Below are 23,184 nucleotides of genomic sequence, written 5' to 3'. Positions count from 1 at the left end.
TCAAATTATAGACGCGAGTCCGGGGCTAAAGCGTGTTTTTAGTGGCTACAAACAACTTTAGCTCACCTTTTTACTGAAGGACACCCTTTAGATAACCAATGCGGGGCTACTGACTAGGCCAGAGTGGTTGCCCCAAAGAAGAACACAAGGCTACAATAGAAACCGCTATTACTGGAATTAGCAGTTTATTTGAGCGGCGAAATCAGCGGTTGTTTGCAATGGCCGAACTGCTTAGCGCTTGGTTTTCACTCTTCTATTCCCACCTCTTCCCGCTTTATGGCTGCTCCCTACGCCCAACCTATGCTCCGCGACAACGCACTCCAAGGTAAAACCATCGTCGTGACGGGCGGCGGCACCGGCCTTGGGCGCGCCATGACCACTTATTTTCTGCAGCTCGGCGCCAATGTGGTGATCAGCAGCCGCAAGCTCGATGTGCTAGAGAAAACCGCCGAAGAACTGCGTCAGCAAACCGGCGGCAGCATTCTAGCCGTGCAGTGCGATGTGCGCAAGTACGACGAAGTGGAAGCCTTACTGCAAAAAACCATCGACACCTTTGGTGGGGTCGATGTGCTGCTCAACAATGCGGCCGGCAACTTTATCAGCCCCACCGAACGCCTTTCGCACAAAGCCTTCGATGTGATTGTGGACATTGTGCTACGGGGGTCTTATAACTGCACGCTGGCTTTCGGAAAGCGTTGGATAGCAGAGAAAAAGCCCGGCACCATCCTCAACATTGTTACCACGTATGCTTCCGTCGGCTCGGCGTACGTAGTACCTTCGGCGGCCGCTAAAGCCGGCGTGCTGGCCATGACCCGGTCGTTGGCGGTGGAGTGGGCCAAATATGGTATCCGCTCCAACGCTATTGCCCCCGGCCCGTTCCCAACGGAAGGAGCTTGGAGCCGTCTGTTCCCCGAACCCCTCGCCAAAAAGCTGGACCCCGCTGCCAGTGTGCCCCTCAAGCGCGTCGGCGACCACCAGGAACTCGCGAATCTGGCGGCTTACATGGTGTCGGATTTTGCGGCCTATATGAATGGCGAGGTAGTGACGCTGGACGGCGGCGAATGGCTGAACGGCGCGGGCGAGTTCAACAAGCTCGAAGCCATTCCGGCCCCAATGTGGGATGAAATCGAGAAGACGATGAGGAGATAACCAAACCGTCAAAAACAGAAGAACGTCCTGCTGCGCTAGTCGAAGCAGGACGTTCTTGTTATGGAGTATTTCGGCGCTCTACAACTTATACTCCGGGAAGTCCTTGGTAAATTCTATGGGTGGAATAGGCTGATTGGCCACGATGTTGCTGAACTCAAACTGTTCGAATAAGCCTTTGTCGTCGTGCACCCGCACCAAGACGGGCAGCATGAGTTTCTGATCGACGCAAACGAGCGTGCGGCGGCCGTAGCTATTAGGCACTTGCAGGGTTTTGCCAACGGGTATGGCGGAGCCCGGACTGATGCCATTGCGCTCCATGACGCGGTATTCGCCGCAGCCGAATTTGTCGGCAATTCGGGCGGGCGTGTCGCCGGCTACGGTTGTGTAGGACACGTAGCGGAACTGCGGGTACTCCGATTGAAGCACGTAGCACGGCCGGCCGGCGATGGTGGAGTCGCCGGTGTAGCGGAAACTATGTTCGTAGTTGTGGTCGCGGCGCTGGCTGGAACCGTGAATAAGGCCGGCGATGGTACCGAAACCGGCATCGAGGATGCTGTGGTGCTGGTTGCGGCGCATGATGGTGCCATTGGGGTCGAGGCTCAGCGTCACGTAGGGGAAACTGTTGGGATACACCCAAGCGTCGCCGTCGTTTTGGCCTTCCACCCACAGCACTTCCACGCCCTTGATATTATTCTTGAGGTATACGCGTTGCGGATTCAAGGTCATCTTCATGGTGGTGCGGGCCGGTTGGTATTTGCCGCTGCTCAACCGTTCTTGGGCGCGCACGTTGCAGCGTAGCGTCTTCAAAGTCGTGATGGAATTTGTGAGGCGGGTCATCAACTGCTCGGTAGTGATGCTGTCTGCATCGGGCGTTGCGACGGGTGTAAAAGCAGCTCCTAAAGCCACTGATATCAAAGGAAAAAAGAGCAAAAGCCCCAAAAAACGCATCATAGAAAGGTAATCGTAAGCAAAGCTTGCCTGATGGCCCGCCTCATACACAAACCGGGCCGGACAACAAAGGGGGTAAGGTAGCGACGGGTAGTAAAGCGGGTTGAGAGAAGAGCTTGCACTGCTTAACTATCCGATTCGCTGATTCACTAGTTCAGTTAATTCAGACTGATAGGGGGAAAGCGGGAGCTGACACTATCGAAGATGAATAACTGGTTGATTTGCACGTCCCTAAAGAAAGGATAAAGCGGAAATTTCTGCACTACCAGCCGAATAGCTTCGGTGTCTTGGCCGTTCATCGTTATCCAACCTTGAGTGCGGTCGGCACTGATAGCGTACGCTTCCACGACGTTTTCCTCGATTAATTGGTTGATGAACATGCGATGACGAGGAATAAGAGCAACAAAGTCATCGGTGAAAACCACAGGCAGTTGGAGCGTAACCATAAACTTGGCCATATGCAAGGACTTAAGAGCCAACTAACGCCGTAGAAGGTACAAAGTTGACCTCCTGCCAAGCCCTAGGGCAACTTTTTCTAGTATCTAACAGAATAAGGAGCAGCTCCGCAGCTAGCTGCTTTGTAGGCACGCCGGCCGGCGGCCATGTACTACTTGTTTTCTTTTTATGCACTTCACGGTCATCACACCGACACACAACCGCTGCCAGTTTCTGCCCGAAGCCGTGGCTAGCGTCCGAGCCACCATCACAGCGCCGCTCGATATTCAGTTCGAGCACTTCATTTTGGAAAATGCCAGCACCGATGATACCGCCAATTGGCTGCGTACCGCCACGCAAGAAGGTGAACCGATCCGAGTTATCAGTCAGAACACCAAGCTACAGCCCGGTCCCGCCCGCAACATCCTTATTCGTGAAACACCCGCCGACTCCTGGCTTGTTCCCCTCGACGACGATGATCTTCTGCTCCAGCGTTGCCTCTACCACTACGGCGACTTAATTGAGCGCCATCCCGAGCAGTCGTGGTTTGTAGCCGACTTTCTGCGCGTAGACGAAGAACGGCGTTACCTGCCGAGCGAAGATTATTACGCTTGGCGCTTCGATTCGGCCACCGACATGCTCAAGGCTATTTTCAAAGCCGAGCATTTCATCCAGGGCAACGTCTGCTACTCGCGCAGTTTATTTGAAAAAGTAGGGGGCTACGACGAAGAAATTGAAATGGCCGAGGACTTAGACTTGTACGTGCGCTTCCTACTAGCGGGCCACTTGCCCATCCTGTCGCCCCACATCAGCCACCTGCACCGCTTTCACACCAGCAACGTCAGCATCGGTGTCGATGCTGACAAACACGGCGCCGATCTGCGCGTGATTTACGACAAGTACGCCGACCAACTCAAGGCGTTAGGCGTGGAGCGGCCTGGGTAGGAACTACCAGATTTTCCACCAAGGTCTAGCATTAACTTTAGCCTGTTTGGGACCAATATCTGCAAGTATCTGTGGATTGCTAATCTCTAGATCCTCTGGTTGGCTACCTGAAATGAGTGCAGAATTTACGGCTTGTGTTTCGGCACTCCAAAGTGCTATGGCAACATGTAAATGTTCCGTCCAAGTCTGATTGGTAACGGCTTGCTCAGCGCAAAGTAAGGCTGCTTGATATACCGGTTCCTCGCTTAATAAATAATCATGGGGTCTTTTGTTATTAGTGTGCAGTGTATAATGCTTCGAAAAACCCACTAGAAGGTTTTGCATCAGCACACGACCAAAGGCTAAAGGCACGAAGGAAATTATCTGATTTGCTAAGTGAGCATCGACTCCAGTGCTAGTTAACTGATTGTAAATAGTTTCCTCTGTTGCTTCTGCTTCCACGAAATATGGAAGCGTTGCCTCAATTAAATTTTTGGTTTCTTCCTGTTGCATAGCGCGAATTGATTATTTGACTTCCACGCCGCCTTTGAGCACCAGCTTTACTTGGCGGAGGGCGCCTACGTCCTGCGTTGGGTCGCCGGTTACGGCTATTAAGTCGGCGAGAAGGCCGGTTTGGATGCGGCCTCGGTCGGGAAGCTGAAAGATGCGGGCGTTGCCGCTGGTGAAGCCGCGTAGTACTTCCAGTGGCGTGAGGCCGTATTCGCGAGCGAGCAGTTCAGCTTCGCGCACGTTGTCGCCGTGGGTGAACACGCCTACGTCGCCACCGACGGCTAACGCTACGCCGCTTTGGCGTGCGAGCTTCATGCTTTCTTTCTTCTGGCGAATACGCTCGGGCTCTGGGTCTTGGCCTTTGCGGTAGCCCCGGTACTGCGAAATAGCGTCGCCGGCGGCTACGGTGGGGCATAGGGCCACGCCGCGCTGCTTCATCAGTTTGAATACTTCCGCCGTGCCGCCATCGCCGTGCTCAATGGTTTGGACGCCAGCAAGCGTAGCGCGACGCATCCCTTCGGGAGTACTGGCGTGAGCTACTACGGGTCGGCCCGCGCTGTTGGCCGTCTTCACGATGAGGTTGAGTTCGTCTTGCGTGAACGTAGGACGACTTGGCTCGTTGGCGCCCCAACGATAATCGGCGTATACTTTGATGATGTCGGCGCCGTTGCCAATCTGCTCCCGCACGGCCCGGATGATACCATCGACACCATCAGCTTCTTGAGCGCCTTGCGGCACTTCCACATCCACGGAAAGTTTGGGGCCATAGCTACCAGTAGCCACCAACGCCCGCGTAGCCACTAGCAGCCGCGGACCAGGAATAATACCTTGTTCGATGGCTTGTTTCAACCCCACATCAGCGTAGCCAGCCCCTTCCGTACCAAGGTCTCGGGCCGTGGTGATGCCGGCGGCTAGTGTGGAGCGGGCGTGAGCCGTAGCTCGTGCCACGCGTAGCGCCTCAGATTCCAGTAATACTTGGTCGTTCCAGGGAGTTTCGTTGTAGGGATGCAGCATCAAGTGCGAATGGCCTTCAATCAGCCCTGGTAGCAAGGTGAGACCAGGCAAGTCCAAGGTGCGAGCGCCGGCTGGTGCCGTTACTTGCGCAACTGGCCCCACGGCCCTGATTCTGTCATTTTCTATGAGCACTGCCCAACCCGGATGCATCGTCTCCCCGTCGAAAACGGCCGCGGGACGAAGCAGGAGCAGTACAGTAGCCGGGGCAGGTGGATGAGCCGAAGCGGGAAAACTTGACACCAGCAATAGGGTGCTAGCAAGGCTAAAGATGAACCGATGCAAAGGCCGAAACCAGAGCGAATAGTTGCCAAGCATAGCTGCGTGTTATTTCTTGTATATTTTGTCGAAAGCCTTTTTGGTCAGCAATAGTAGCTGCTGTTTCTGAATATCAAATATCGACACGTACTCTCGCCCCATAACAATGTGCTGGGGCGCCGGAAACGCATCTTGGTAGAGCAGTAAAGAACAAATGTCGGTGGGGGTGATGTAGGGGTGAGCAGGTAAATGGCTATGCATACCCGCTTCTATTCTCTCGGTATTCTCAGGTGGGCTCATAGCTAAGTAACTGTTGTGCAGCCGCTCCACTGTCCGTAGCTTACCGCCCGTATCGAAGCTGAGCAAGAAGTCGTTGCCAATTGGGAGAACACCTGCTGTCTGTGGACCTACCAGTACATAAGCCCGTACTCCCTTGGCATTTTCTAGCAGAACAATATTAGGACGAGTGTTTTCGGGGAATCGGTAAGAAGTGCCCGCTACCTGATGTGTCGCTAATTCTTCCTCTACTCGTTCACGAATAGCAAATAGGCGCTGTTCCCGAACTGAGGCTGGCCGTGCTGCCGACTGGCGGGCTGCTTCAGGGCGAATAGCCGTTCGATGGAAGTTAAAAGCATAAGGAATAGTTAGTGCTTTACTATCAGCGTCACGATACATAAACAAAGTGCGTAAGGAATCACCGTCAGAATAAGTGATATATCCGGTGAAGCTTGTCATGTCAGGCTTTTTCGCCAAAAACAAGTCAGTTGCAACCCACGAGGCACTTTCAGAAACGTAAAGGGCTCTTCCTTCTGCTAGAAGCTCTTGTTCGAGTGTACGTAGCCTTGAGTTTTGAGCCGATGCGGGCTGCTGAAATAGTAAATACAAGGAGGCAATAAGCAGTAGTGGGTACTTCATATAATGCTTTGAAAAAGTAAAAATGCGCCCGCTAGAAGATTAGAATTCCGGCGGGCGCATGAATATAGTTCTATACTTAACACTACGCCGGCGTCTTGGCTGGCTGGCGCTTCACTTTCATCTTCTTTACTTTCTTGCTTGGTTCTGTCTTGGCGTCGGTCGGGTTGTCTACCAAGGTCATTTCGTTTACTAAATGCTTGGCACCGGCAAACTTATCTATTACGAACAGCAGGTAGCGCACATCGAGCGTGATGTTGCGGACCCGGTCGGGGTCGAACATGATGTCGGACATGGTGCCTTCCCAGTTACGGTCGAAGTTGATGCCGATTAGCTCGCCGCGGCCGTTAATCACTGGCGAGCCGGAGTTGCCGCCCGTCGTGTGGTTGGTGGCAATGAAGGCGACGGGCACGCTGCCTTTGTAAGCGTAAGGACCGTAGTCTTTGGTTTGATACAACTCGGCCAGGCGGGCTGGCACCTCGAACTCCGGATTTGTTGGATCGGCCTTTTCCATGATGCCGTCGAGGGTGGTGTAAAAGTCGTACTGAGTGCCGTCGGCAGGGTGTAGGGCTGCACCTGGCCGTAGGCGACGCGCAGCGTGGAGTTGGCGTCGGGATAGAACTTGCGCTCGGGCTGTTGCTGGCGTAGGCCCGCCATGTAGGTGCGCTGGAGTAGTGCAATGTTGTCGGTGGCGGCGGCGTAAGTGGGTAGAATGGCTGTGCGGTAGTTGCTGACAATGGCTGCCGCTAGTTGCGCGGCCGGGTCGTCGAGGATGGCGCGGGCGTTGCCTTTGGCTACTTCATTGAGTACGGCTTGGGCACTTTCATTGGAAGTCAGGCGTGACTTGCTGTAAAGTTGCGCCACGTAGGTGCTCCAGCCGCTGCTGCCAGGATATTGCTTGGAGAGACTTTTCACGTAAGTAGGCAGAAGGGCTGTCGGTGTGCCAGTGGCGTAAAGGGGCAGCAGGGCAGTGGCTACTTTCTGGTCGGTGGAGGCGCTGTAGTTGCGAAAGAAATTGGTGGTGCCGGTCCGGGCTTTGCCAGCAGCGGTAGCGAGTTCAGCGGCTGGTACTTTTTTCTCGGCCAGGTCAGCCAGAGAAAGCAGGCTATTGGCGTAAGCTATTAACTCAATGCCTAGCGCTGCCTCCGTCACGTAGTCGCGGGCTAGGGTATAGTCGCGTGCGGCGGTATAGCTATGCTGCATTTGGGATAAAAGAGTGCTATAGGCTGCTTTACGGGCTTCGTCGCCGCTGTTGGCCCACTGCTGAAAGGCAACTTCCTGCTGCTGCTTGCGCGTGACGGCGTCCAGCTTTTTAAGGCCGCGGTTTTCGCCGATCCACTTTTTCCAGTAGTTGGCAATGCTGGCGTACTTGGCCGCATATTGAATCCGCACCTTGTCGGAGGCCTGCATATCGGTGGCCAGGATTCTCAACTTCGCGTCGCGTACCTTGATTTTGGCCGGGTTCGATACCGAATAGGTTTCCTCTACACCCCAACTCGTGAGGTACTCATTGGTGCGACCCGGAAAGCCAAAAACCAACGTGAAGTCGCCGGGTTGCACGCCTGCCAGCGAAATAGGCAGGTGGTGGCGGGGCTTGAAGGGCACATTGTCTTTCGAGTAGGGAGCGGGCTTGTTGTCGGGACCGGCGTATATACGGAACACACTGAAGTCGCCGGTGTGGCGGGGCCAGGCCCAGTTGTCGGTGTCGCCCCCAAATTTGCCAATGCTGCTCGGCGGCGCACCCACCAACCGGATATCTTCAAACACCTCTGTCAGAAACAAATAATACTCGTTGCCATTATAAAATGGCCGAATAAACGCTTCGTAATGAGTGCCCTGCACGGCGGCCTGCGCTACGCGCTGGCTATTGGCCTGGACCATCTTTTCCCGGTCTGCTTCCTGAATATTGGTAGTTGGAATGCCCGCCAGCACCTGACTGGTTACGTCTTCCATCTTGATGATGAACGTAGCCGTGAGGCCCGGATTAGGGAGTTCCTGCTCTCGATTCTTGGCCCAGTACCCTTTCGTGAGGTAGTCGTTCTCGATGGAAGAGTGCTGCTGAATCTGGCTGTAGCCGCAGTGGTGATTAGTAAGCAGCAAGCCTTCGTTACTTACGATTTCGCCGGTGCAGCCGCCGCCAAACTGAACTACCGCATCCTTTAGGCTACCCTGGTTGATGCTATAGATCTGGTCAGCGGTAAGTTTGAGGCCTTTTTTCTGCATGTCGGCCTCGTTGAGCTGCTTGAGCAGCAGCGGCAGCCACAGGCCCTCATCGGCACGCGCCTGTGAGAGAAAGGAAAGAAGTGTCAGGGCCAGCAACGTCAGTCTAAGGCGAAAATTCATAGCAAAGCGGATGTACTGAAATAGAACACGAAAATAGCGCACTAACTGCTGGTAGACTTGCTTTTCGGGGAGTTCAGGCTGTATTAAAGCAAGCAAAAACGCCCAACCAGTTAAGGTTGGGCGTTTTACAATGCCACAAAGAAGTAGCTTAGTTAGGTTAGAACTCAGGAATGTCCCATCTCCGCTACGGCTGGCAGATTTTCCGCATTGGTGTTGGAAGCGGCGTATGCTGGAGGAGTGGAAGCTGCCGGAATATCGTCGGTTTCGTCGGTGGGGTTAGCGTCTTCCCACGCCCGGAAGCGGCGAATTTCGTCCTGGAATTTCTCGACAAACCAGCTAATCAGCGCCAAATCATCTAAAAAGCCTACAACAGGCACAAAATCCGGTACCAAGTCGATGGGTGAGAGGGTGTAAAGCAACACGGCCAGCCCGGCGATAATGGTGGTGTTGTCGATCTGTCGGTAGCTGCCGCTGATGTAGTTGCGCACTAGCCGCACCAGCGTGCGGGCCACATCGAATACCTGCTTGAACTTATTGTCGCCGCTTTCTTTGCTGGCTAGCTTATTAGCTACTTCATTGAGTACCAACACGGCCCGGAAAGGGCGACCAAGAAGCTTGCCGGCGCGGTTGAGAAATACGCTAAACAGCGCGTTTTTGGAAATAGAAAGCCCTTTTTCGAAGAGAGAAGACATATAAGTACGTTTTCTGTGGGCTTACGCGGAGGAGGCAGAGGAGGTTATTGGGTGAACAATTGCCTCATTAAGTAACCTCTTCATAATAGACTTCTTCCTTCCAGTCGATATTTTATCAATGAAGCGTGAGACAAAGGCTTTAGTGGATTATCAATGTCATCATTTGTCTCATAATCAAGTAAAACCAAGTCCTTTTGTAAGCCAAGCTCTTTTAACCTTTCCAGTTCAATTTGAAGGTTGTTATCAAGTGCCCAATTGTACGCAGGTATATAGATCTGCCTCCTCGCACTTATATAATCAAGTAATTCTGTCCCATGCACTCCTTTTCTATGGCCTTTCGGCAACCCAAAGCTCCTAACCGTTCTTTTGAGTCCTTTCATATTAGAGATTGTAAACTTGTTCTCATCAATATCTTGCCCTTCAAATACTTTCAAACCTTGCCAAATGCCTTCAATTGATGCAGCATAGAAACCCTCCGAGAACGGAACGGGTATTTCGCCAATAGGATAAAAGGGGCTGAACTTTAGAAAAGGCAAGGTTCCTTTTGACGTTACGTCAATGATTTCAGCCTCAGGATAAGCCTTCCGGATATTCTCGATTTTCTTCTTCCTGCTTTCAATATAGATTCTCATCAGTATCATAGTTTAAGACTGCACGGTCTTGAATAGTGGTCGAGAGTCAGGCACCTTAATTACTCCCGTTCATCCAGTGATTATGGCGAGTTAAAACTTAGGATATGTGCTTTTACTATCTCTACACGTGAGGCCCCCACTGCAACTTACCGCCGTTAGTAAACAATTCTACCCTTGGAAAAGGTAGGTATAGTAGGCAGCAAATTCTCTAATTAGCGCGTAGATGTCGCGTAATTCATAATAATCGGCGTGCGCGCCGTAGATGCGCGGGAACTGCTGTTGCTTTAGGAGCAGCTTGGTGCGGCTGATATGAAAAAACTGCGACACCACGACCACTGATGAAAAGTGACGAACTTGGGCTGTAGCTACAAAGTTGCGAGCTGTAGCCTGCGTGGTGTTACCTGCGTTATCAACTAAAATGGCCGCAGCCGGTACGCCGTGCGCTACTAAATACTGGCGCATCGCGGTGCCCTCATAATGACCTTCCTTGCCTAACCCGCCGCTAACGAAAATGGTAGGACTTACTCCGGCTTGGTACAAATTTAGGGCTTTGTCTAGGCGGCCTTGCAATCGGGGTGAAAGGGTGCCATCGGCGTTTACGGTGTTGCCGAGTACCAAAAGGCAATCGGCAGGTTGCGCATTGTCGGTTAAGCCGTCGATGGTAGTAGCTGCAACGTGTAGCAGAAACCAACTGCCAAGCACTATTGCAACCCATTTGACGATATACGTTGCCGATTTCAAGCGGACTACTACCTGCTAGATGTGCGTGGGAGAAGCGTCAGTTATCAGTGGAGAGCTACTCGAAAAAGCACACTGAGCCACCGACCCAATCCTTGTTCTTGTTGAAGTCTACACCTATCATGGCACCGCGGCTCAAGCGGCCTAGGTTGGTGAGCAGGGTGGGACGGGCATCGCCATCAAGCCAGCCGTAGAGCATCCGAATTTCGCACTTCACTAGCCCATCCGGCGACTGAACAACGGGTTCGTACTGCACTTTGCGTTGCAGCAAATAGTTGTGCTTGTCGGGTATGGCCTCTAAGTCAGCAGCCGTTACGTCGAGTTTCACGCCGCTGCCCGCGAAGGAAAACAGAGGCTTGAGCACGTAGTTTTCCAGGTCAACGGGATAGGAAGGCAGTTGGTCGAGGCGGTAGCTTGGGGGAATGTAGGGGCTGTGGAGCAGAGGCAGTGTGTACTTGCTGATGCGAAAAAACCAGTTTGGGTGACCTACCCATTCCACATCCACGTCGTCGGTTAGCTCGAACTCGGTTTCCAGGCCCGGGTAATGGGCTAACTCGTCGAAAATTACCCGGTTGTAGATGCGTTTGATGGGAATGCGGCGACCATCTTGCTCGTAATAGAGCTGCCGGCCCTCCTTACGCACCTTCGTCAGGCACACAGGTGCTACACCCAAGTTGCGCTTGGTCAGCTCGAAGTCAATGCGCGTTTTCTGTTTTTCCGGAAACAGCTCCAGCAAAATAACATTCTCCGGGTTCTCATTGCCTACAATCAGCTCCCGAAGCTTCGCTATGTACTCATCGGAGGTAGCGCCCCCAAAGAGGTGCGAAACTGAATCGGGTACCGGAAAGAACCGGCGGTAGGCACCCTGCAAATAATCTTGGAAAGCATACAAGGAGGGAAAGCCTTGTAGCTCAATCAGCTGTGGCTCCAGTTCGCCGCTAGCATTGCGACATACAGCGTAGTCAATAGCCAGAAACGAGGTGTGGGCATTCTCGTTCGGCACCCGAAGCGCAGGTGGTACGGCCTGCTCAGTGCGTTCTTTGAAGTCGGGCGCCGTCAGCACATCGATTATGCTCTCCCCGGCTTGCACTAACTTATCCCGCAACGGTGCTGGCACAAAAATGGGCGTTTCTGCCAATCGAAACTCCAACTGCCCCGGCAATTCCTGATCTATCGTGCGCAACATCTCCTGGTAGCGTTCGGGGCTAAAGGCTTGATTATAGCGAGAGCGAAATTCAGGAATCATAGCGCGGTTGTAGATGGAGAAATGGAGTAATACAAAGCTGCCTCTTGGTCGTTCTGCTGAACTTACCGAGGCAACTCGCTCGTGTGGCAAACCCAACTTAGCATGCGGGGTGCTTCAGTAAGCTCAGCAGGACGTTCTGGCAGAGAGTTTAGTACGTTACGCCGGCAGGCTGCTGCTCGGCAGCGGTTGAGGTTAGGGCCGCAACGGCTTGCCGTAGGAAGGTGGGAATAACGAGAGATTCAGTTAGCTCAATGGTATCGGGGTCTTGGAGCAGACGCACCATTTCCTCGTACTTCGCTTCGCCGTGGTTGGCAATGATTTGCTCGCGCTTCTCGGTGGTTTGGAAGTGGCGCAGCATGCCTTCGCCATCGGCTTCGGGGTGAAACTGCGTGCCAATGATTTCGGGCGTGAAGCGGATGGCCATAATGGCCCGGTCCAGGGGTACATGAGGACGCTCTTTTTCCATCGCCAAGACTGCAACGCCAAGCTCTGCCAAGCGGGATTCGTTGGGCTCCGTCACTTGATAGTCGCGGGAGTCAACCGAGAAGAAGGGCTCAGGGAGAATGCCTAGTAGCGAATCGGCCTGGCCTGCCTCGGTTTTGTGCATGGGAAAGATGCCAAAGGAGGTGGATTTGCGCTTACTTAACACGCCTACTTCCAAATGCCGGCTTACCAGTTGGAACGAGTGACAAATCAGAAAAACATGTTTCTTCAGGTCGTGCTCCTGGTTCCAGGCAAAGAGGTTGTCGATGAGTTCGAAATACGGTTTTTCCCAAGCTTCCTCGGTAGGAAGTGGGCTGCCCGGACCGCCGCTAGAAATGTAAATGTCGTAGCTCAAATCGGGTAGCTCCGTGTTGGCCCGCACATTGAATACATCGAAGGAAAGGTTGACGGGGCTAGTTTCTTGTGCCCGTCGCACGAGTTGGAGAATACAGCGCATGCCCTCGTTCGGAGCATTGTTGTACATATCCAGAATGGCAATTTTCAGAGACTTCATATAAGGAAACCCGCCCGGTGGCTAGGGTATTTGGAAACAATGAATTAGCTGCCCGTATACGTACGAGGTAAGTGGCAGCAAAAAGCAAAAGTACAAAAAAGGACTATCGATCAGGTTTGATGCAATGTCAGTTTAGTAGATAGCAGGAAAACACTCTATCACAACCAACAGCATTGCACCAAAGCCGAATCAGAAAGGGAAGAAACGCTATCCGGACGCCTAGCGTTTCCTGACTCCTTATTTATAAGCCATGATTGGTTTCCGACACTATGAAATCAACTACCTTTTTCAAGTCATTGGTTTCCTTGAACACCTTTAGCTGTCGGTCGGCGCCGGTGCCCATTTCCAGCATCTTGTGCACGTATTCCACCTCATGGCGGCTACCGAGCTCGTCCAGCACGTCGTCCACAAAATCGAGTAGTTCCATGATTAGCTCTCGGGTCGGCACTTCAGTTTCCTTCCCAAAATCAATCATTTTGCTGTCGATGCCGTACCGGGCCGCTCGCCATTTGTTTTCGTTGATGAGGGCTTTGCGATAAAGCCGAAAATTGAGGTTTTGGCTCTTAAGCTTGTAGATCTTGGCCACCAAAGCTTGCATGATAGCGGCCAGTGCTACCGTTTCATCTACCCGCAACGGCATGTCGCAGATGCGGTATTCGATGGTGTCGAAGAACGGATGTAGGCGCAGGTCCCACCAAATCTTCTTGCCGTTGTCGATGCAGCCCGTTTTTACCAGCAGCGCAATGTACTCGTCGTACTCGCTGGCGCTGCTGAAATAATCGGGAATACCGGTGCGCGGAAACCGCTCGAATACTTTGGTTCTGAATGATTTATACCCCGTTTCGCGTCCTTCCCAAAACGGTGAGTTGGTGGACAAAGCGAAAATGTGGGGCAGAAAATAGCGCAGCGTGTTCATGACGTACACACCCAAATCCCGGTTTTCGAGCCCGATGTGCACGTGCATTCCAAAAACGAGGTTGGAGCGGGCAGCTTCCTGCAATTCTTCTACAATCTTGTCGTAGCGGGCATCGGCCGTAATGGGCTGATCTTGCCAACGAGAAAAAGGGTGCGTTCCGGCCGCGGCTATCTTGAGGCCAACTTTGTCGGCCAAGTCAATCACCATTCGGCGCAGGTGCGTCACTTGCTCCCGCGCCTCCGTGATGTTGTGGCAGATCGTCGTGCCGACTTCCACCACCGATTGGTGCATTTCGGCTTTTACCTGCTCCTGCAATACCACTTTGCCGCCCTCCACAATCTCCGACATGTGGGAGCGTAAGTCACGGGTTTCGGGATCTATCGTCTGAAATTCCTCTTCTATTCCGAGCGTGAATTGGGGCATGGCTGAGGTGATATAAGTGGTAGAATAAGGTCAAGCCATTCAAAGCGTCTGAAACCATAAAAACGTCATGCCGAGCCTGCTAAGGCATCCCGCGTGCTGCTATCTGATTACTCCTCTAGTGTCAGCACGCGAGATGCTTCGGCAAGCTCAGCATGACGTTCCTTACGTGTTAGTTGCCTATTCTTTGCTTTTCTTGGCTTTGGGCTTGGTTTCCTCGTCTTTTTTCGACGCGGATTTCTTGGCTGATGCAACGGGGCCGCCCGCTGAGTTTCGTACGAACGTGCCCCACGTCAGGTTATCGCGGCCCGGCTTGTGCGCTTTGGCGCGGCTGATGGCTAGGTTGGCAGCAGCTTCCACCACCCACTCGAAGTTTTGCTGGCCCACGGAATTTACATCGGCATCGGGGCAGGGTTGCCGAAGTCGATAGCCAGCGGAATACCGTCGCGCACTGCAAATTCCACGGTGTTGAAGTCGTAGCCCAGGCCTTGGTTGAGCTTGAGCACGTAGTCTTTCATGGTAGCCAGCAGCTTTTTGCCGGCCTGGCCAGTGGTTTTCATCTCGGTGGCGTAGCGCAGGTGGGGCTCGTTGCGGGGCTCGTAGGGCATAATGAGCACGTCTTTACCACCGATGCAATAGCAGCGGAAATAGTCGGTGAATTCTACGGCTTCCTGCAGCATCATCACCAGTTGGCCCGTTTCGTCGTAGGCCCGGAAAAAATCGTGCGGGTTATCGAGCTTGTACACGCTTTTCCAGCCACCCCCGGAGTGAGGCTTCATGAAGGCCGGGAAGCCGATTTTGGCAAAAGCCTCGTCCCAATTCGTCCATTCCAGGTTGCGGAACGAGTTGTGGCTGGTGTCGGTAGGGCGCTCTTTCGAGGGCAGGAGCAAGGTGCGCGGTACTGGCACGCCTAGCTGCACAGCCAACGCGTTGTTGAAAAATTTCTCGTCGGCGCTCCACCAGAAAGGGTTGTTGATAACGGCTGTTCCCGTCAAAGCGGCGTTTTTGAGGTAGGCCCGGTAGAAGGGCACGTCCTGCGAAATCCGGTCGATGATGACGGCGTAATCGGTGGGCACTGCCTGCTCAACTTGGTTGATGCTGACGAACTCTGCTGCGAGGCTGCCGCCCGCTTTCTGGTTTACGCGGTCCACGAAGGCCTGAGGAAAAGTGTTTTCCTGTCCGAAAAGAATGCCGATTTTTTTCATAAGCTGAGCCCGGAGGGAAGAGTCCGGGCAGGGTTAAAGTGAAAAGTGCAAGCGGAAATCCGCCAAATGAACTCTTAAATCTGCGACAAATAACGGGGAAACATCGCGCGCCACACCGGCCAGTCGTGCGTACCGAACGGATCCACGTCCAACCTATGCCGGATGCCTTTGCGGTGCAAAATATCAGACATCTCGTAATTAGACCCCTTACAGAAGTCGTGTTCTGCGGTGCCAAGCACGATGTTCATGAGGTGAAAATGCTCGCTCTGCGCATCGGGCATGAAGTCCGGCGGGTTGTTGTAGTAGACGTTCTCGTCGTAGTAGCCGTCCAGAAACTGCCGGATATTGAAGGCGGCGCCCATTGTAATCAGGTGGGCTACCTGCTCGGGGTGGCGGAAAGCAAAGTTCATGGCGTGGAATCCGCCGAAGCTACAGCCGGCTACCCCAATCTTATCGACGTGGCATTCGCGCTGCAACATGGGCACTAATTCTTGGCTCACCATGTGGTCGTAGCGGATATGGTTTTGCACTCGCTCGGCCGGATGCAGATGTTTGCCGTACCAGGTGTGTTTATCTACGCCATCAATGCAGTAGAACTTGAATTTGTGCGTGTCGGCAAACCACTGTACGGCTTCTATCAGCTTGAAATCCTTGGCCTCGTAGTAGCGCCCCATGGAAGTAGGGAAAATAACGATGGGGTAGCCAAGGTCCCCGAAGACCAGCATCTCCACATCGTGGCCGAGATTGTGCGAGTAAAATGGACGGTAGGCTTCCTGCAAAATCGAGTTGGATAAAGGTGAACAAGGACAATAAGAAAAGAATAAGTTGAAACTTATCGAAAATCTCTGCGCTATTCTTTTTTCGCCTAAACGGCTGTCACTAAGGGGGAGGTTATTGTAAGCGCCAACAATTTTACTTTTGTGGATGTATTTGTCAACTGATTCGGAGCGCACAAGCGCCTTGCAAATAGTGCGCGACACGGGGCTGGAGTCCAAGTTGCTAGGGCGGCCCGTCGTGCTGGATGTCGTGTTGCCGCCCGGCTACGACCCGGCTGCGCCCACGCGCTATCCCGTACTTTACCTCAACGACGGCCAGGATTTGCGGCGTTTGCGCTTACCCGCCACACTCCGCTTGCTGTACCGGCAGCGCCAGCTCGGGCCCTTCGTGCTCGTGGCCATTCATGCTCATCAGCGCATTCAGGAGTACGGCACCGCTGCGCAGCCCGACTACCTAGGCCGGGGCAGCCGGGCCAGCCAGTACACCGAGTTTGTGCTGCATGAGTTACTGGCCCACGTTCGGCAGCACTACCACGTCACCTCCGATCCCAACCAAACTGTAGTTGCTGGCTTCTCGCTCGGCGGCCTTACCGCGTTTGATTTTGTGTGGCATCACCCCGATGTAGCCACGCGAGCTGGCGCTTTTTCGGGCTCGTTTTGGTGGCGTCGTCGGGCCATAGAAGACGGCTATACCGACGCCGACCGTATCATGCACCGCCTCGTGCGAGCCCGCGCTGCGCATCTCGACCACCGTTTCTGGCTACAAACCGGCACCCTCGACGAAACCAACGACCGGAATCACAACGGCATCATCGATTCCATAGAAGATACCCTTGACCTGATGGCCGTGCTGGTCCGTCAGGGCCTACCTGATGCCCGCATCCGCTACGTGGAAGCAGTTGGCGGCCGCCACAACCAGAACACCTGGGGTCATCTGATGCCCGACTTCCTGCATTGGGCTTTCGGCACACTGGGCACCCGGCCACCACTACCTGTACTGCAAGTAGATAAAACCCAACTAACGAGTCCCTGGAACATTCGGCAGCGACTAAACCGGCGGCGGCACCTCGGCAGTAAGTTTTTTTCGCAGTACTTAGCGGCCTCGGTTCTACCTGTCTCGTCTATGTCCTCTTCGCATCGCCCCGCCGCCGGCCAGTACAACGCCTACTACGACACGTACATCCGCCTCGTACCCGAGGGCTCCGACCCGCTGATGCAGCTCCAACTGCAACCCCAAGAGCTACGCCGCCTCGTAGGCTCCCTCACCAATGAGCAAGCTCACTTCGCTTATGCTTCCGGAAAGTGGACCATCAAGGAAATGTTGGTGCATGTTATTGATACAGAACGTATTTTCGCCTACCGTGCCCTGCGCATTGCCCGCGGCGACCAACAGCCCTTAGCCGGCTTCGACCAAGACGAGTACGTACCCAACTCGGGCGCGAATGAGCGGTCCTTGGAAAGTATTCTAAAAGAGTATGACGCCGTACGGGCGGCTACACTGAGCTTGTTTGAATCGTTTCAGCCCGCCGCCTACGACCGAATGGGGTCGCAAGTGGATTCCCTGTGAGTGTTCGGGCGTTGGCTTATATTTTACCTGGCCACGAAGCGCATCATCTGCATATATTGCAGGAGCGGTACTTGCCTCATTTACCCGCTTAACGAGCAACACGCTGCCAGTGGGTTGCGTTATTTCTTCTACCTCACACTCCTAAAATCCTCACACCATGGCTAAAGCGCAAGACGCCCGCAAAGAAAAAAAGAAGGAGCCTACTAAAACAACCAAAGAAAAGAAGGCAGCGAAAGAAGAGAAAAAACAAGTTCGCGCCCGTAAGCAAGAGTAATTAATCGAAAGGCCTAAACAGAATTTATTGTTTAGGCCTTTTTTATTTATTTATAGCTGAAATATAGAAGCAAAAATATAGAGTAGGAGTAGCAGAGTATGAAGTTTCCTAAGACGGCTGAAGATGTTGTAAGTGAAATTTATATTTCTTCTGATAAGTATAAACAGTATGGTGACTTACGAAGCAGGCAATTGATTCGTATGTTAGGTGGTGTAGCGGATGATATATTGGTTGAAGCTGTCATTCAAGTGTTTGAAGGAACAAATAGGGTGGAGTCCCATTTCTTAGATCAAGAAATCGTTGGACGAATTTTAGAGGAAAGAAAGCCATTCACGACCATTAGTCCCGAAAAGCTACTAGAAAGATGTTTGACGGGTTGGAATAAAAGCGTCGAACAGTTTCCTTTTTGGCTGGTTGAAGTTTATGGTATAGAAAAGACGCAAGCCGCCTTAGCTATTATTGAGAATAAAGAACTATTAAAAATAGAAAGAGAAAAATTAGCTACCATCCGCTGGTGGATACACAAAATAAAATAGACAGAATAGTCTATGTATTTTATAAAGTATAATATACTTCTTTCTCTTTATCGTGGTGTTTTATATAACCGTGAAGCGCTAATTTAATTAACGTTCGATAAGCGCGGCGCTGCCCGATATTGAGCAGTTTCATGTATTGCGGTAGGGTAATGCGCGGGTTCTGCCGCAGATAATTTAATACCGCTAGTTCCTCTTTATTGAGCGGCATTTTTTCCAGGCGTGGAAATGCGGGCTCGGTGCGCTCCAACACCCGCTCGGTGAGTTGGCTAGTCTGTACACTTTCGTCGCGGACGCGCACGTAGCCGCGCCAGTCGCCATCGGCAACTTGGGCGCGGTGGGGCTTCTGCAAGCTTTCGGGTACCGTCACGACCAATATCGTACGGCCTTCTTCCTCGATTTCTTTGATGCGGAGCTTGAGGGGCGGATCGGCGTACTGCTCGGCGGCTTGGCGCAGTAGGTACATTTCCTCTTCGGCGTCGCGCACGCCTACGATGCGGCCGTCGTCGTCGACACCTACTAGTACTTGGCCCCCGTGGGTGTTAGCCAACGAGACTAAGGTGCGGGAAATGCGGGTGGGATGGGTGGTTTTCTTTTTGAATTCCAGCCGTTCTCCCTCGCCCCGGCGGATTAAATCGTGCAGGTCAGACATAGAATCGCGTAAGCTTCAACTGGTGCGTTCGGGTGAAGACAATAAGCAACTGCGCGAGTGCGAAAATGATATACAGCTTGAAAGCAAGATCCGTATTACGCTGCTAAGCTCTTTCTTACGTACGTATTTTCTCTTGAATCGGCGTAAGCAAGCCTAACAGAACTTGCTATAGCGCTAAGCCGGTTTCTTCTTCAGAAATTCGCCAAAGCCGCGCCGCGTCAGACCGGTTCTGCGAGCGAGAAGAGCTACGACTAGGCCGCAAGTTTTTAAAATAGCTGCCGCTCACTTTAGCTACCTCGGGAGCAGTAGCCAGGTACAGAGTGGTTTGCGCTCCGCGCTCCGGGGTAATCATGAAAGGCTTGGCTGGCCACCAAAGCAACTTCATGGCCCAAGAGCTGCCCGCATGGACCAGGCCCGTATTTACCAGCCCGGGGTGCAAGCAATTGGCCGTTACGTTGGTCAGTTCCAGACGATAAGCAAGCTCGTTGGTAAACAAGATGTTAGCTAGTTTCGAGTCGGCGTAGGCAGTAAGCCAGCTGTATTTTTCGGGCGCGTTGCGTACTTCCTGTGAAAACTCAATTTCGCCCAGCCAATGCGCCTCCGATGCCACCGTAACAATCCGTCCCGTCTCCGCGGCCGACAGGAGAGGAAGCAACAGGTGAGTAAGCGCAAAAACCGACAAATGGTTGGTGACCCAGCTTAATTCGTGCCCTTCAGAAGTAAGCGTGTGCGGGCCGGGCATAATGCCAGCATTATTGATTAAAATATCCAGCTTGCTGTAGTCGCGAATTAGTTCCTCGGCCAACTGCCGCACGTTGGCTAGCAGCGACAAGTCGCAGAGCCGAATGTCGAGTTGCGCATTTGGGACGGCAAACTGAATGGCAGAGCGGGCGCGTTCTGTTTTTTCGGGGTTGCGAGCCACCATAATTACTTTGGCCCCCCGCCGCGCCAGTTCACGAGCTGTTACCAAACCAATGCCGCTGCTGGCGCCGGTAACTAACGCCATTTTACCAATCAAAGAACTACCTAGAGAAACAGCCATGCGCGGCAGATACGGGGTAAGCAGAAAGTAGCACAACTAGTGCACTGGTCTGCGGCTATAAACGAGTGAAAGCAGACGGAAAGTTTATTGAATTTTCGGCAAACCCTTTACAATATATGTAAAGCATTCAGGCTGAGCTTAAAGCATCATGACTTCGCGCTCAATTCAATAAATAACGAGTTTATGTAAGGTGAACCTGACCATGCAAATGCCAAAAAAATACCGCTTCCCGAAAGAGAAGCGGTATTTTCTGAAGGGGCAAGTGCCAACAACGCCAGCTTAGAAGGGCAGGTCGTTGTCGTCGTCTGAGGCAATCGGAGCGGCCGAAGCACGCAGATTGGGGTTCTGGTTGGCTGCGGGAGCAGCAGCGCGAGGAGCAGCAGCCTGCTGGCCGTAGCTGCCACCTTGCGGAGCCGAAGCCCCACCACCTGCGGCGGGCTCAATGCGCCACGCTTCCAGGTTGGTGAAATACAGCATCTGACCATTTTTGTTGAAGCCGCGGCCCCGGAGGTTGAAGGCAATTTTTACCTCGTCGCCCACTTTAAATGGGTCGATGAGGGCGGTTTTATCCTGCACCAATTGGAACTTGATATGCTCAGGGTACTGGCCATCTACAACTTCCAGCACGAACTCGCGCTTGCGGAATTTCTCGCTCACCTGCTGTTCATCGAAGATTTCGTGCAGGCGGCCGGTAGCATCGTAAGCCATAAGGTAAATATTTTGGGGAGTGAAAACAGTAATTCAAACGTACGAAAAAAAACGGGGTTCAGCCATCCGATTAAGCGCCGGGTGAGGTCAGCAGCCTCCGTATCTTTGGCTACTCTTTTCTTTTCGCCTTTGTTTTATTGCGCATGAATCATCCTCTCGCCCTGGCCATTCACGGTGGTGCCGGTACTATTTCTCCCGCTCTCATGACGCCGGAAAAGGAATTTGCCTATCAGGCTGCCTTGCGCGAAAGTCTCGAAGCGGGCTATGAAATTCTACGCCAAGGTGGTCCGGCCCTTGACGCCGTGGAACTAGCGGTGCGCAGTCTCGAAGACAATCCGCTTTTCAACGCCGGGCGCGGAGCTGTTTTCACTCACGAAGGTCATCAGGAAATGGATGCCGCCATCATGGATGGGCGTAACCGGGCGGCCGGCGCCGTGACTGGCGTCCGTACGGTGCAGAACCCCATCCGGGCTGCGCGGCTCGTGATGGAAAAAACCGACCACGTGCTGCTCGCATACCCCGGTGCCGACGAGTTGGCGCGGGAATATGGCCTGCCCACCCAACCCGCCGAATATTTTTTCACCGAACACCGCTACGCGCAGCTACAAGAAGCCTTGCTGGAAGGGCGAATGCGCCTCGACCACAGCCAAGCTTTACAAACCGCCGCGCCGCTCGAAGAACCCGCTGCCTTTCCCAACGAAGACCCGAAAAAGAAAATGGGCACAGTCGGCGCCGTGGCCTGCGACCAGTCTGGCAACCTGGCCGCCGCCACCAGTACCGGCGGCATGACCAACAAGCGTTACTCCCGCATCGGCGACTCGCCCATCATCGGGGCGGGCACCTTCGCCGACAACCGCACCTGCGCTATCAGCTGTACCGGGCACGGCGAATTTTTTCTGCGTGCCATGGTGGCGCACGATATCAGCTGCCTGATAGAATACCGCGGCCTGAGTTTGGCCGAAGCCTGCCGCATTGTGGTGCACGACAAGCTTGCGCCAGTAGGTGGGGAGGGTGGCCTCGTGGCCGTAGACGCGGCCGGCAACGTAGCATTGCCTTTCAATTCCGAGGGGATGTACCGCGGAAGCATCACGCCTTCCAACCTCTACATCGGAATTTACAAAGACTAGGAAAACAGGCCGATTTTTGTGCCTATATATATAAGGAGTAGGCGCTGCAATAGTTTACCGGTAGCCGAAAGACAAAAAACCGCATTTCCAGGCAGGAAACGCGGCTTTTTGTTATAAGGTAGCTATACTTTCTACGAAGCGTCGGTTGAGACGGAAGGGGAGGAAACTTTAGGCTCCTCAACCGTTAGGCGGTCCGACTCGGCCGCTTGGAGCAACAACTTCAGGTCGGGGTAGAATTCGCGCTGCGTGACATCGTACACGTTGCCTTTCACTAGCACGTGTAGCAGCATATTTTCAATGGAAATAGCTTCCCCTTTACGAGCAGCGTGGGCATTGTTGTGCTCCAGCTTGTGCCCATCCATAATCACGACCAGGTTGGAGCCGATGGCTTCGAACTGGTGGCCGCCTGTGATGAGCACCCCCGTGTCTTCGCCCAACCCGATGCCAATAAGCTTGGGGTGCAAGGCCACTGCCTCGATAAGACGACCGAACCGACCGCGCTTCACAAAATGCGAATCGATAACCACGTTGTTGAGCAAGCCAAGACCGGTGCCCATCTTCACGGCTCCTTTCATCAAGGCATCCGGTACGCTACCACCCGCAATCATGGCGTGCGACATGGCCATGGCTCCGGCTGAGGTACCCGCAATGATGAAGTTGGGCGACTCGTAATAGCGTTGTTTCAACACTTGCAGAAACTCGGTGCCACCAAACATTTGGGTGAGGCGCGACTGGTTGCCCCCGCTTATCATAACCACGTCGGCGAGGCGCAGGCGCTCCACATACTCGGGTAGCAACGCGTCTTCGGGCGTGCGAATATCCATGATACCTACTTGGTGGCAGGTGAGCATCGCGAAGGAAGCAACATAAATTTTGGCTACTTCCTCCGGTATCATAGAGGCCGTGGTAATAACCTCGATGCGCGGATCTTCTTTCCCTGATTCGAGAACTACCCGTTTTAGGATTCCTAGCTCGAAAAAGTTGAGGTAATATTTCTTCTTCGTCCGGGGATTAGGGTAAGTACCCTTGTCTTCATTGCCGCCAATGGCAATGAGCTTACCCAAAGGTTTTAAATTCTTCAACACAAAAAATCAAACTAGTACAACACAAAACAAGAGACCATTGCTGCTTAAGAGCAAGCTTTAGGCCAGGCCGCTTAACGGTACCTA

The 23,184-nt window shown here is 53.2% G+C and carries 21 protein-coding genes and 2 pseudogenes; 5 read left to right on the top strand and 18 right to left on the bottom strand.

Going from position 1 to position 23,184, the window contains the following annotated elements; all coding sequences use genetic code 11:
- Positions 1–276: 276 nt before the first annotated feature.
- The gene (locus tag MUN86_RS13070; RefSeq protein WP_245118381.1) at positions 277–1,149 is read left to right on the top strand and encodes an SDR family oxidoreductase; all 873 of its coding nucleotides are present in this window, start codon (positions 277–279) and stop codon (positions 1,147–1,149) included.
- A 78-nt stretch (positions 1,150–1,227) separates the two neighbouring features.
- Here the strand turns inward: MUN86_RS13070 and MUN86_RS13065 are convergent, their stop codons facing one another.
- Entirely contained in the window at positions 1,228–2,055 is an 828-nt protein-coding gene (locus tag MUN86_RS13065; protein ID WP_245118380.1) for a LysM peptidoglycan-binding domain-containing protein, read from the bottom strand.
- Positions 2,056–2,255: 200 nt separating this feature from the next.
- Positions 2,256–2,555, bottom strand: a complete 300-nt coding sequence (locus tag MUN86_RS13060; RefSeq protein WP_245118379.1) for a hypothetical protein — start codon at positions 2,553–2,555, stop codon at positions 2,256–2,258.
- 166 nt (positions 2,556–2,721) lie between these two features.
- Between MUN86_RS13060 and MUN86_RS13055 the strand changes: the two genes are divergently transcribed.
- On the top strand, positions 2,722–3,477 hold the full coding sequence (locus MUN86_RS13055) for a glycosyltransferase family 2 protein (RefSeq protein ID WP_245118378.1): 756 nt from the start codon (positions 2,722–2,724) through the stop codon (positions 3,475–3,477).
- Positions 3,478–3,480: 3 nt separating this feature from the next.
- Here the strand turns inward: MUN86_RS13055 and MUN86_RS13050 are convergent, their stop codons facing one another.
- From MUN86_RS13050 to MUN86_RS12995, 12 genes and pseudogenes are all read right to left on the bottom strand, one after another.
- Positions 3,481–3,969, bottom strand: a complete 489-nt coding sequence (locus MUN86_RS13050; protein ID WP_245118376.1) for a hypothetical protein — start codon at positions 3,967–3,969, stop codon at positions 3,481–3,483.
- A gap of 12 nt (positions 3,970–3,981) precedes the next feature.
- Complete coding sequence (locus tag MUN86_RS13045; RefSeq protein ID WP_245118374.1) at positions 3,982–5,220, bottom strand: amidohydrolase family protein; 1,239 nt, start codon at positions 5,218–5,220, stop codon at positions 3,982–3,984.
- Positions 5,221–5,304: 84 nt separating this feature from the next.
- Positions 5,305–5,910, bottom strand: a complete 606-nt coding sequence (locus MUN86_RS13040) for a hypothetical protein (RefSeq protein ID WP_245118372.1) — start codon at positions 5,908–5,910, stop codon at positions 5,305–5,307.
- A 322-nt stretch (positions 5,911–6,232) separates the two neighbouring features.
- Positions 6,233–8,370 (bottom strand): annotated as a pseudogene (locus MUN86_RS13035) (S46 family peptidase).
- A gap of 284 nt (positions 8,371–8,654) precedes the next feature.
- Positions 8,655–9,182: a YkvA family protein gene (locus MUN86_RS13030; RefSeq protein ID WP_245118370.1), complete on the bottom strand. Its 528-nt coding sequence runs from the start codon at positions 9,180–9,182 to the stop codon at positions 8,655–8,657.
- Positions 9,183–9,262: 80 nt separating this feature from the next.
- Positions 9,263–9,814 carry a DUF6939 family protein gene (locus tag MUN86_RS13025; protein WP_245118369.1) on the bottom strand — a complete coding sequence of 184 codons (552 nt, stop codon included), beginning with the start codon at positions 9,812–9,814 and terminating at the stop codon, positions 9,263–9,265.
- A gap of 168 nt (positions 9,815–9,982) precedes the next feature.
- A complete protein-coding gene (locus MUN86_RS13020; protein WP_245118367.1) occupies positions 9,983–10,555 on the bottom strand; it encodes a YdcF family protein in 573 nt (190 codons plus the stop codon).
- 55 nt (positions 10,556–10,610) lie between these two features.
- On the bottom strand, positions 10,611–11,798 hold the full coding sequence (locus MUN86_RS13015) for a hypothetical protein (protein WP_245118366.1): 1,188 nt from the start codon (positions 11,796–11,798) through the stop codon (positions 10,611–10,613).
- Positions 11,799–11,946: 148 nt separating this feature from the next.
- Positions 11,947–12,795 (bottom strand): type 1 glutamine amidotransferase, encoded by an 849-nt coding sequence (locus MUN86_RS13010; RefSeq protein WP_245118364.1) that lies wholly within the window; start codon positions 12,793–12,795, stop codon positions 11,947–11,949.
- Between the two features lie 241 nt (positions 12,796–13,036).
- Complete coding sequence (locus MUN86_RS13005) at positions 13,037–14,134, bottom strand: carboxylate-amine ligase (RefSeq protein ID WP_245118362.1); 1,098 nt, start codon at positions 14,132–14,134, stop codon at positions 13,037–13,039.
- Between the two features lie 177 nt (positions 14,135–14,311).
- A pseudogene (locus MUN86_RS13000) lies at positions 14,312–15,336 on the bottom strand (ATP-grasp domain-containing protein).
- Positions 15,337–15,410: 74 nt separating this feature from the next.
- A complete protein-coding gene (locus MUN86_RS12995; RefSeq protein ID WP_245118361.1) occupies positions 15,411–16,115 on the bottom strand; it encodes an alpha/beta hydrolase-fold protein in 705 nt (234 codons plus the stop codon).
- Positions 16,116–16,260: 145 nt separating this feature from the next.
- Here MUN86_RS12995 and MUN86_RS31785 point away from each other — a divergent pair, with 145 nt between their 5' ends.
- Positions 16,261–17,679 (top strand): alpha/beta hydrolase-fold protein, encoded by a 1,419-nt coding sequence (locus MUN86_RS31785; RefSeq protein WP_311181699.1) that lies wholly within the window; start codon positions 16,261–16,263, stop codon positions 17,677–17,679.
- Between the two features lie 372 nt (positions 17,680–18,051).
- Positions 18,052–18,489: a hypothetical protein gene (locus MUN86_RS12980; RefSeq protein WP_245118358.1), complete on the top strand. Its 438-nt coding sequence runs from the start codon at positions 18,052–18,054 to the stop codon at positions 18,487–18,489.
- Between the two features lie 19 nt (positions 18,490–18,508).
- Here MUN86_RS12980 and MUN86_RS12975 read toward each other — a convergent pair whose 3' ends face one another.
- From MUN86_RS12975 to MUN86_RS12965, 3 genes are all read right to left on the bottom strand, one after another.
- Complete coding sequence (locus MUN86_RS12975) at positions 18,509–19,138, bottom strand: AlbA family DNA-binding domain-containing protein (protein ID WP_245118356.1); 630 nt, start codon at positions 19,136–19,138, stop codon at positions 18,509–18,511.
- 166 nt (positions 19,139–19,304) lie between these two features.
- The gene (locus MUN86_RS12970; RefSeq protein WP_245118354.1) at positions 19,305–20,180 is read right to left on the bottom strand and encodes an SDR family oxidoreductase; all 876 of its coding nucleotides are present in this window, start codon (positions 20,178–20,180) and stop codon (positions 19,305–19,307) included.
- Positions 20,181–20,459: 279 nt separating this feature from the next.
- Positions 20,460–20,888, bottom strand: a complete 429-nt coding sequence (locus MUN86_RS12965; protein ID WP_245118353.1) for a DUF3127 domain-containing protein — start codon at positions 20,886–20,888, stop codon at positions 20,460–20,462.
- Between the two features lie 143 nt (positions 20,889–21,031).
- On the opposite strand from MUN86_RS12965, the gene MUN86_RS12960 reads away from it, so the two are divergent.
- Positions 21,032–22,015, top strand: coding sequence for an isoaspartyl peptidase/L-asparaginase family protein (locus tag MUN86_RS12960; protein ID WP_245118351.1), 984 nt, complete (start codon positions 21,032–21,034; stop codon positions 22,013–22,015).
- 131 nt (positions 22,016–22,146) lie between these two features.
- On the opposite strand, the gene MUN86_RS12955 is transcribed toward MUN86_RS12960, so the two are convergent.
- Positions 22,147–23,097, bottom strand: a complete 951-nt coding sequence (locus MUN86_RS12955; protein ID WP_245118350.1) for a cyanophycinase — start codon at positions 23,095–23,097, stop codon at positions 22,147–22,149.
- Positions 23,098–23,184 lie beyond the last annotated feature (87 nt).

This window comes from Hymenobacter volaticus (genome assembly GCF_022921055.1).
Classification (GTDB): Bacteria; Bacteroidota; Bacteroidia; order Cytophagales; family Hymenobacteraceae; genus Hymenobacter; species Hymenobacter volaticus.
Note: the sequence above shows the minus strand (reverse complement) of the source record. Positions and strands in the feature narration are given on the sequence as shown.